Annotated in this window: 9 protein-coding genes and 1 pseudogene; 4 read left to right on the forward strand and 6 right to left on the reverse strand. The window is 71.0% G+C overall.

Annotated features, from left to right (window positions below; genetic code table 11):
* Positions 1-122: pseudogene (locus ACFVHI_RS36495) on the reverse strand (acyl-CoA dehydrogenase family protein); the annotation flags it as partial.
* Positions 123-303: 181 nt separating this feature from the next.
* On the opposite strand from ACFVHI_RS36495, the gene ACFVHI_RS36500 reads away from it, so the two are divergent.
* Positions 304-1641, forward strand: a complete 1338-nt coding sequence (locus ACFVHI_RS36500) for a UDP-glucose/GDP-mannose dehydrogenase family protein (protein ID WP_063349103.1) — start codon at positions 304-306, stop codon at positions 1639-1641.
* A gap of 43 nt (positions 1642-1684) precedes the next feature.
* Positions 1685-2098: a CoA-binding protein gene (locus tag ACFVHI_RS36505; protein ID WP_363588081.1), complete on the forward strand. Its 414-nt coding sequence runs from the start codon at positions 1685-1687 to the stop codon at positions 2096-2098.
* Between the two features lie 25 nt (positions 2099-2123).
* On the opposite strand, the gene ACFVHI_RS36510 is transcribed toward ACFVHI_RS36505, so the two are convergent.
* Genes ACFVHI_RS36510 through ACFVHI_RS36520 form a run of 3 tightly spaced genes read right to left on the reverse strand, consistent with a single transcriptional unit; the run spans position 2124 to position 5042 of the window.
* A complete protein-coding gene (locus tag ACFVHI_RS36510) occupies positions 2124-3338 on the reverse strand; it encodes a dipeptidase (protein ID WP_380346322.1) in 1215 nt (404 codons plus the stop codon).
* 31 nt (positions 3339-3369) lie between these two features.
* Complete coding sequence (gene purE, locus ACFVHI_RS36515; protein WP_063349101.1) at positions 3370-3906, reverse strand: 5-(carboxyamino)imidazole ribonucleotide mutase; 537 nt, start codon at positions 3904-3906, stop codon at positions 3370-3372.
* Positions 3903-5042: a 5-(carboxyamino)imidazole ribonucleotide synthase gene (locus ACFVHI_RS36520; RefSeq protein WP_380346324.1), complete on the reverse strand. Its 1140-nt coding sequence runs from the start codon at positions 5040-5042 to the stop codon at positions 3903-3905. Before ACFVHI_RS36520 ends, purE begins: the two co-directional genes overlap by 4 nt.
* Before the next feature lie 246 nt (positions 5043-5288).
* On the opposite strand from ACFVHI_RS36520, the gene ACFVHI_RS36525 reads away from it, so the two are divergent.
* Positions 5289-5846 carry a GtrA family protein gene (locus ACFVHI_RS36525; protein WP_380346326.1) on the forward strand — a complete coding sequence of 186 codons (558 nt, stop codon included), beginning with the start codon at positions 5289-5291 and terminating at the stop codon, positions 5844-5846.
* Positions 5847-5899: 53 nt separating this feature from the next.
* Here the strand turns inward: ACFVHI_RS36525 and ACFVHI_RS36530 are convergent, their stop codons facing one another.
* Both ACFVHI_RS36530 and ACFVHI_RS36535 read right to left on the reverse strand, forming a co-directional pair.
* Positions 5900-7144: an ATP-binding protein gene (locus ACFVHI_RS36530; RefSeq protein ID WP_063349098.1), complete on the reverse strand. Its 1245-nt coding sequence runs from the start codon at positions 7142-7144 to the stop codon at positions 5900-5902.
* Between the two features lie 63 nt (positions 7145-7207).
* Positions 7208-7882, reverse strand: coding sequence for a response regulator transcription factor (locus ACFVHI_RS36535; protein ID WP_030290974.1), 675 nt, complete (start codon positions 7880-7882; stop codon positions 7208-7210).
* 329 nt (positions 7883-8211) lie between these two features.
* On the opposite strand from ACFVHI_RS36535, the gene ACFVHI_RS36540 reads away from it, so the two are divergent.
* Entirely contained in the window at positions 8212-9720 is a 1509-nt protein-coding gene (locus ACFVHI_RS36540; RefSeq protein ID WP_063349097.1) for a peptide MFS transporter, read from the forward strand.
* Positions 9721-9766 lie beyond the last annotated feature (46 nt).

Genomic DNA, 9766 nt, shown 5'->3' on the forward strand with positions numbered 1-9766 from the left:
ACCTCCGCCGCGAACGGAGCGATCTTCGCCTCGGCCAGCGAACGCACCGCCTCACGGAGCATCTCGTGCTCCTCGGAGATACGGAAGAGATCGAAGTCAGCCGCCCCTGCGCTGCCCGCCATGATGCCCGCCTCGTCCAGTGATCGACGTCAATCCGGAGTTAACTACCGTTCAGTAGAGATCCTAGGGCTCCGACCTGCGGCTGCCTAGCGTCCCCGGCGTACGGGCGATCGAGGCCGGATCCGTCGGGGCGGATAGCATCAGAGGCACCCGTACAGGTCGAGTCCGCACAAAGGGGAACCCGTGACCCTCCGCATCTCCGTGATCGGCACCGGCTACCTCGGTGCCACGCACGCGGCCGCGATGGCCGAGTTCGGCTTCGAGGTGCTGGGCCTGGACATCGACCCCGACAAGATCGCCACGCTGACCGCCGGCCGCGTCCCGATGTACGAGCCGGGGCTGTCCGAGCTGCTGCTCAAGCACGTCGCCGGGCACGAGGGTTCGACCGGCCGGCTGCGCTTCACCAGCTCCGTTCAGGAGGCCGCGGAGTTCGGCGACGTGCACTTCGTCTGCGTCAACACCCCGCAGCGCAAGGGCGAGTTCGCCGCCGACATGTCGTACGTCGACGCCGCGATCGACGGCCTCGCCCCGTACCTGACCCGCCCGGTCCTGGTGGTCGGCAAGTCCACCGTGCCGGTCGGCTCGGCGAGCCGGCTCGCCGAGCGGCTGGCCGCGCTGGCACCCGTCGGCGCGGGCGCCGAACTCGCCTGGAACCCGGAGTTCCTGCGCGAGGGCTTCGCCGTCCAGGACACCCTGCGCCCGGACCGGATCGTCGTCGGCGCCCACAGCGAGCGCGCCGAGCGGCTGCTGCGCGAGGTGTACGCCGAGCCGATCGCGGCCGGGGTGCCGTTCCTGGTCACCGACTACGCGACCGCCGAGCTGGTGAAGGCCGCCGCCAACTCCTTCCTGGCCACCAAGATCTCCTTCATCAACGCGATGGCCGAGGTCTGCGAGGCGGCCGGCGCCGACGTCACGCTGCTCTCCACCGCGCTCGGGCACGACGAGCGGATCGGCCGCAAGTTCCTCAACTCCGGTCTGGGCTTCGGCGGCGGCTGCCTGCCCAAGGACATCCGGGCGTTCATGGCCCGGGCCGGCGAACTCGGCGCCGACCAGGCGCTGACCTTCCTGCGCGAGGTCGACTCGATCAACATGCGCCGCCGCTCCCGGATGGTGGAGCTGGCCCGCGAGCAGTGCGGCGGCGGCTTCCTGGGCCGCCGGGTGGCCGTCCTCGGCGCCGCGTTCAAGCCCAACTCGGACGACATCCGGGACTCCCCCGCGCTCAACGTCGCCGCCCAGATCCAGCTCCAGGGCGCCCAGGTCACCGTCTACGACCCGAAGGCCGTCGACAACGCCCGCAAGATGTTCCCCTCGCTCGCCTACGCCGACTCGGCCATGGAGGCCGCCGAGGGCGCCCACGTCGTCCTGCACCTCACCGAGTGGGCCGAGTTCCGCGAGCTGGACCCGGCCGTCCTCGGTGCCGTGGTCGCCGAGCGCCGCCTCCTCGACGGCCGCAACGTCCTGGACGCCGACGCCTGGCGCGCCGCCGGCTGGACCTACCGCGCGCTCGGCCGCCCCAGCTGACACCTGCGGGAATCCGGCGCCCGTGGTCGTCGTTGGCACCGGCATGACGAGCTACGGCGACGACGCGACGGTTCGCGAGATCCTCACCGGCACCGGCGACACCTGGGCGGTGGTGGGCCTGTCCGACAACACCGCCCGGGCCGCGTACGGGGTGGCCGGGGTGCTCCAGCGGTACGGCAAGCGCGTCGTGCCGGTGCACCCGAAGGCCGAGACGGTCCTCGGCGAGCCCGGCTACGCCTCGCTCGCCGAGATCCCGTTCCCGGTCGACGTGGTGGACGTGTTCGTGAACAGCGCGCTGGCCGGGGAGGTGGCCGACCAGGCGGTGGCGGCCGGGGCGAAGGCCGTCTGGTTCCAGCTGGGGGTGGTCGACGAGGCCGCGTACGCGCGGACCAGGACGGCCGGGCTCGCCATGGTGATGGACAGGTGCCCGGCCATCGAGATCCCGCGGCTGGGCTGACCTCAGCCCTTCGCGCCGTCCGATCTCAGCCCTTCACGCCGTCCAGCTGCGCGATGGTGGCGATGGACGGGCGGCGGCCGGCCCGCAGCCCGGCGGCGACGGACTCGGCGTCGCGCAGGACGCGGACGGCGTTGTGCCAGGTGAGCTTGGCGAGGTCGGCCTCGGACCAGTTCCGGCGCAGGAGTTCGGCGATCAGGTTGGGGTAGCCGGCCACCGAGCCCAGGCCGTCGGGCAGGAACGCGGTGCCGTCGAAGTCGCCGCCGATGCCGATGTGGTCGATGCCGGCGACCTCGCGCAGGTGGTCGAGGTGGTCGGCGACGGTGGCCGGGGTGGCGATCGGGCGCGGGTTGGCGGCCTCGAAGGCGCGCTGGCGCTCCATCGCGGGCGGGGCGGTGTCGAGCGGGTGGAAGCCGTGGGCGCGCATGTTCTCGTCGGCGGCGAGGGTCCACTCGATGGCGGCGGGCAGGATGAACTTGGGCACGAAGGTGGCCATCGCCACGCCGCCGTTGGCGGGCAGCTGGGCGAGCACGTCGTCCGGGATGTTGCGCGGGTGGTCGCAGACGGCGCGGGCGGAGGAGTGCGAGAAGACGACCGGGGCCTCGGTGACCCGCAGGGCGTCGCGCATGGTGTCGGCGGAGACGTGCGAGAGGTCGACGAGCATGCCGAGCCGGTTCATCTCCCGGACGACCTCCTCGCCGAAGCGGGTCAGCCCGCCGGCCACCGGCTTGTCGGTGGCCGAGTCGGCCCACGGCACGTTGTCGTTGTGGGTGAGCGTCAGGTAGCGCACGCCGAGCTCGTGGAGAGCCCGCAGGGTGGCGAGCGAGCAGTCGATGGAGTGGCCGCCCTCGGCGCCCATCAGGGAGGCGATCCGGCCTTCGGCGCGGGCGGCTTCCATGTCGTCGGCGGTGCGGGCGAGCCGGAGCCGGTCGGGGTAGCGCTCGACCAGGGCGTGGACGAAGTCGATCTGTTCCAGGGTGGCGCTCACCGCGTGGTCGCCGGCCAGCCGGGTCGGCACGTAGACGGACCAGAACTGCGCGCCGACCCCGCCCTCCGCGAGGCGGGCGAGGTCGGTGTGCAGACGGTCGCTCTGGTCGGCGGCGAGGTCGACCGCGCCGAGGTCGTACCCGGCCTGCTCGCGCATCGCCCACGGGAGGTCGTTGTGGCCGTCGACCACGGGGGCGGTGCGCAGCAGGGCCCGGGCGCGGTCCAGCGGGGTGGGGGAGTCCAGCTCGGTAGTCATACCGGCTGTTCTACCCCACCCGCCGCCGGGGTTACTTGCCGAAGCCGAAGGAGGAGGATCCGGCCACCTTGGCGCGGAGCTTCTTGCCCTTCTCGGTGGCCTGGTTGTTCAGTTCGGCCTGGAAGTCGGTCATCCGCTCGGTCAGTTCGGGGTCGAACGCGGCCAGCATCCGCACGGCGAGCAGGCCGGCGTTGCGCGCGCCGGCCACCGAGACGGTCGCGACCGGGACGCCGGCCGGCATCTGGACGATGGACAGCAGGCTGTCCATGCCGTCCAGGTAGCGCAGCGGCACCGGCACGCCGATGACGGGCAGCGGGGTGACGGAGGCGAGCATGCCCGGCAGGTGGGCGGCGCCGCCGGCGCCGGCGATGATGGCCTTGAGGCCGCGCCGGTGGGCGTTCTCGCCGTACGCGACCATCTCGCGGGGCATCCGGTGCGCCGAGACGACGTCGACCTCGTAGGGGATCTCGAACTCGTCGAGGGCCTGGGCGGCGGCCTCCATGACGGGCCAGTCGGAGTCCGAGCCCATGACGATGCCGACGAGCGGGCTCGAAGGGGAGGAGGTCATTCGGTGATCGTTCCTCGCAGGTAGGCGGCCGCGTGGCGGGCGCGCTCGCGGACGTCGTCGAGGTCGTCCCCGAAGACGTTGACGTGGCCGACCTTGCGGCCGGGCTTCACGTCCTTCCCGTACATGTGGATCCGCAGGCCGGGGTCGCGGGCCATGCAGTGCAGGAAGGCGTGGTACATGTCCGGGTAGTCGCCGCCGAGGACGTTGACCATGACGGTCCACTTGGCGCGCGGCCGGGGGTCGCCGAGCGGGAGGTCGAGGACGGCCCGCAGGTGGTTCTCGAACTGCGAGGTGACGGCGCCGTCCTGGGTCCAGTGCCCGGAGTTGTGGGGGCGCATGGCGAGTTCGTTGACGAGGATCCGGCCGTCCCTGGTCTGGAACAGTTCGACGGCGAGGTGGCCGGTGATGCCGAGGTCGCCGGCGATGCGCAGGGCCAGCTGCTGGGCCTCGTCGGAGAGGGCCGGGTCGAGGTCCGGCGCGGGGGCGGTGACCTCGGCGCAGACGCCGTTCTCCTGGACGCTCTCCACCACCGGGTAGGCGACGGCCTGGCCGCTGGGCGAGCGGACGACGTTGGCGGCGAGTTCGCGGACGAAGTCGACCTTCTCCTCGGCGAGCACCTGGACGCCGGCCAGGAACGGCGCCTGCGCGTCCTCCTCGCCGTCGACGACCCAGACGCCCTTGCCGTCGTAGCCGCCGCGGACGGTCTTCAGCACGACCGGGTAGCCGGAGCCCTCGTTCGCGAAGGCGGTGACGTCGGCCGGGTCGGCGACGATCCGGTGGCGGGGGCAGGGCACGCCGATGGAGTCGAGCTTGGCCCGCATGACGCCCTTGTCCTGGGCGTTGACCAGCGCGTCCGGGCCGGGCCGGACGGCGATGCCGTCGGCTTCCAGGGCCCGCAGGTGCTCGGTGGGGACGTGCTCGTGGTCGAAGGTGATCACGTCGCAGCCGGCCGCGAAGCGGCGCAGCGTGTCGAGGTCGCGGTAGTCGCCGAGGACGACGTCGGAGACCACCTGTGCGGCGGAGTCCTGGGGCGTGTCGGCGAGGAGTTTGAACCTGACCCCGAGCGGGATGCCCGCCTGGTGTGCCATGCGGGCCAACTGCCCGCCGCCGATCATGCCCACCACTGGAAAATTCACATTGCCCGGGGAAGTCACCCCGCCAGGATATCCGGGCCGGTCGGGGGTGGTGGAACCGCTGGGGTGGGCTGGGCGTCCCAGTCAACCCGGAGCCCTGGGGGCTGAGCCGTTCGGTGGAAGCGGGTAGCCTGGACGGCTAGGTCCTGGTCTGCGCAGTCCGATCATGTGCGTGCACGCAGGGCTCAAGGGGTGGACGCGTCCACGCGATCCGCTCTTCGACCCGCAGGCACATGGAGGCAGCCCGGTATGGCGACGTCCGCAGCTTCGAGCCCTTCGCTCTCGCAGAAACTGCGGGGGCTGTCAGGCGAAGTGGTGAAGTTCGGCCTGGTCGGCCTGAGCGGCGTGGTGGTCAACTTCGCCGTGTTCTGGGTGTGCCTCAACGGACTGGGCCTGGCCTCGCTGCGGTCCAACATCGCGGCGACGCTGATCGCCATCGCCACCAACTACCTGGGCTACCGCTACTGGCTGTACCGGGACCGCGACGCCGCCTCGCGCAAGCGGGAGATCACGCTGTTCCTCGTGTACAGCGGCATCGGCATGCTGATCGAGACCGGCGTGCTCGGCTTCTCGGTGTACGTGCTCGGCCTCGACTCGCACTACGAGCAGCTGGGCGCCAAGGTGGCCGGCCTCGCGGTGGCCACCGTGTTCCGCTTCTTCTCGTACCGGACCTGGGTGTTCAAGGCACTGCCCGAGCCTGTCGTGCAGGACGCGAGCGGCACCAGCGGCACCAGCGGCCAGGAGCTGGCCGCCCAGGCCGAGCTGATGCTGGCCGCCGAGCAGATCCGCTACGCCAAGGCCGAATAGCCGGCCGGCCGTCCGCCCTGGACGGCCGTACTCCCGGCCGCACCCGCCCCGGCTCAGTCGGCGTGGCTGCGGCCGAGGAAGAGCGCGAACACCGCGGGCTTCAGCGAGAGCAGTTCGAGCCGGCCCCCGTCCGCCTCCGCGAGGTCACGGGCGACGGCCAGGCCGATGCCGGTGGAGTTGCGGCCGCTGACGGCGCGCTCGAACACCCGGTTCCCGAGGTCCGGCGGCACGCCGGCGCCCTGGTCCTGCACCTCGACCACCACCGAGGTGCCGGAGGGCCGGACCCGCAGGGTGATCGTCCCGGCGCCGTGCATCAGCGAGTTCTCGATCAGGGTGGCCAGCACCTGGGCGACGGTGCCCGGCGTGCCGACGGCGGTGACCCCGTGCAGGCCCTCCAGGGACAGCACCCGGCCGGTCTCGCGCAGCGACGGCCCCCACTCCTCGACCTGCTGCTTGATCACCTCGTCCAGGTCGAAGGCCACCGCGGTGGGGCTGCGCGGGTCGCGCTGGGTGGTGAGCAGCCGCTGGACGACGTCGGTGAGCCGTTCGACCTGCTGGAGGGCGATGGTCGCCTCCTCCTTGACGGTCTCCGGTTCCTCGGCGAGGGCGGTGATCTCCTCCAGCCGCATGGAGAGCGCGGTGAGCGGGGTACGCAGCTGGTGCGAGGCGTCGGCGGCGAGCCGGCGTTCGGCGGTGAGCATCCGGGCGATCCGCTCGGCGCTGGTGTCCAGCACCTCGGCGACCCGGTCGAGTTCGGGCACCCCGTAGCGGCGGTCGCGGGGGCGCGGGTCGCCGGAGCCGAGCCGTTCGGCGGTCTCGGCCAGGTCGGTGAGCGGCCGGGCGAGCCGTTTGGCCTGCCAGACGGCGAGCGCCACGGCGGCCTGCACGGCCAGCAGGGCGACCACGCCGAGCAGCAGCAGCATGTTGGCGATCTCGTGGTCGACGTCCGCGCGGGACTGCTCGACGGTAACGACCTCGCCGCTGTTGCCGCGTTCGACGGCCTTCAGCAGGTGGCCGCCGGCCAGGCGTTCGCCGCTGGAGACGACGTCCTGGCCGGGGATCTGCACCTCGACGTAGCTGCCCTCGGTGACCTGGTTGTCGAAGGCCCGGCCGGTGACCGACTCACCCGCGGAGAGCCGGTTCTCGACCAGGGCGAGCACCCGGACGGCGGCCGCGTCCACCCGGTCCTGGGCCGAGTTGACGATGGTGCGCTTCTCGACCAGGGCGAGCGGCACGCAGAACACCACGACCACCACCAGGACGACGCCCAGCAGCGAGTTGATCATCCGGCGTTTCACGCTGCCGCTCCCCGAGGTGCTCCGCTTCGTCGGCCGACTCCCGGCCGCGATCTCCGTACGGGGCTAATTCTTCTCGAACCGGAACCCCACTCCGCGCACGGTGGCGATGTAGCGCGGGTTCGCCGCGTCGTCGCCGAGCTTCTTGCGGAGCCAGGAGATGTGCATGTCCAGGGTCTTGGTGGAGGTCCACCAGGTGGTGTCCCAGACCTGCCGCATGATCTCCTCGCGGGTGACCACCCGGCCGGCGTCCCGGACGAGGACGCGCAGCAGCTCGAACTCCTTGGCGGAGAGGGTGAGCTCCTCCTCGCCGAGCCAGGCGCGGTGGGACTCGATGTCGATCTTCACCCCGTGCGCGCCGGTGGTGAGCTGGTCGACGTTGCCGCGCCGGAGCAGGGCGCGGACGCGGGCGAGCAGTTCGGCCAGGCGGAAGGGCTTGGTCACGTAGTCGTCGGCACCGGCGTCGAGGCCGACCACGGTGTCCACCTCGTCCGCGCGGGCGGTGAGCACCAGGACGGGGCAGCTCTTGCCGTCGGCGCGCAGGCGGCGGCAGACCTCCAGGCCGTCCATCTCGGGCAGGCCGAGGTCGAGGACGACGAGGTCGACCTCCTCGGTCAGGCCCGCGGCCAGTGCGGTCGGACCGTCCTCGCGGACGAGCACCTCATAGCCCTCACGTCGCAGGGCTCGGGCGAGCGGTTCGGAGATCGCCGGATCGTCCTCGGCGAGCAGCACACAGGTCATGTGGTGATGGTAGTCCGCCCGGGTATGGCGGACTGCCTTGTGAGGTAGTTCACAGAGCGTGATCGTTACACAAGGGCCTCTTCAGGCCCAACACGCCGTCGCAGACCGCCCGTTCGGTGAAGAATCCGGCCTTCAATCTTGAAATTGAAGGGAAATTTGCCCGTCTACCATCGATAGATCGGGCAGATCTGTCACGGACTTTGCCATTCCCATACCTGATTCGTGGCTTTTGTCATCTGATAACGCTAAATATCGCCACGTAGAGTGGTTCCGTCCACGTCCGCCGCCACCCCCCTTGGCGGACGCTGTCAGGCAAGGAACCCCTACTCATGGCGTCTACCACCCTGGAAGCCGGCCTCACCCCGGCCTCGCCCAGCGGCAAGACCTTCCTCGGTCACCCCCGAGGGCTCGCCACGCTCTTCCTGAGCGAGATGTGGGAGCGCTTCAGCTACTACGGCATGCGCGCCCTGCTGGTGCTCTACATGACCGCCTCCGTCACGGACGGCGGCCTCGGCATGAAGCTGGCGACCGCCGGCGCCGTGTACAGCGTCTACACGGCCATGGTCTACCTGCTGGCCCTCCCGGGCGGCTGGATCGCCGACCGCTTCCTCGGCGCCCGCAAGACGGTCGCGATCGGCGGCACGATCATCATGGCCGGCCACTTCCTGCTGGCCGTGCCGTTCACCGGCGCGTTCTTCGCCGGTCTGGTCTGCATCGCGGTGGGCTCGGGCCTGCTCAAGGCCAACATCTCCACGATGGTCGGCCACCTCTACGACGGCCCGAACGACCCGCGCCGCGACGGCGGCTTCACGATCTTCTACATGGGCGTCAACCTCGGGGCCTTCTTCGCCCCGCTGGTGGTCGGCACCGTCGGCCAGAAGGTCGACTGGCACCTGGGCTTCGCCCTGGCCGGCATCGGCATGGCGCTCGGCCTGGTCCAGTTCCTGCTGGGCACCCGCCACCTGAGCCCCACCAGCGACATCGTGACCTCGCCGATCGGCGCGGACGAGAAGCGCAAGATCTTCCGCAAGGCCGGCATCTGGCTGGCCGCGGCGGTCGTCTTCTACGGCATCGTCGTCTCCACCGGCCACTTCACCATCGACTGGGCGGTCTGGCCGCTGTCCATCGCCGGCCTGGCGATCCCGGTCTTCGTGTTCGCCAAGGTGAAGCGCGACAAGGACCTCAGCGCGGACGAGCAGTCCAAGATGAGCGGCTACATCTGGTTCTTCGTCGCCGCCGCCGTGTTCTGGATGATCTACGACCAGTCCGGCTCGACGCTGAACGTCTTCGCCAAGGAGCACACCGCCTCCACGCTGTTCGGGATCAACTTCCCGTCCAGCTGGTTCCAGTCGCTCAACCCGCTGTACATCATGGCGCTGGCCCCGGTCTTCGCCTGGCTCTGGGTCTCCCTGGCCCGCCGGTCGAAGAACCCCAGCACCACCATGAAGTTCGCCTTCGGTCTGCTGATGATCGGCGCGTCCTTCCTGGTCATGATGGCGGCGATGGGCGCCGCCTCCGGCGACGCCAAGGTCACCCCGCTGTGGCTGGCCATGGTCTACCTGGTCCAGACCGTCGGCGAGCTCACCCTCTCCCCCGTCGGCCTGTCCGTCACCACCAAGCTGGCCCCCACCAAGTACGCCAGCCAGATGGTCGGCGTCTGGTTCCTCGCCGTCACCGCCGGCGACTGCGTGGCCGCCATCTTCCAGCTGGTGCTGGGCGACAAGGTGGTCGGCAGCACCTGGTACTTCGCGGTCCAGGGCGCCATGGCGATCGTCGCCGGCATCGCGCTGGCGACGTACCGCAAGCGGGTCGTCACGCTCATGGGCGACGTCCACTGACGCCCACACCCGCCCGAGCCGGGGCCGCCGCGGATCCCTGAGATCC

Source organism: Kitasatospora sp. NPDC127121 (genome assembly GCF_042677305.1).
Classification (GTDB): Bacteria; Actinomycetota; Actinomycetes; order Streptomycetales; family Streptomycetaceae; genus Kitasatospora.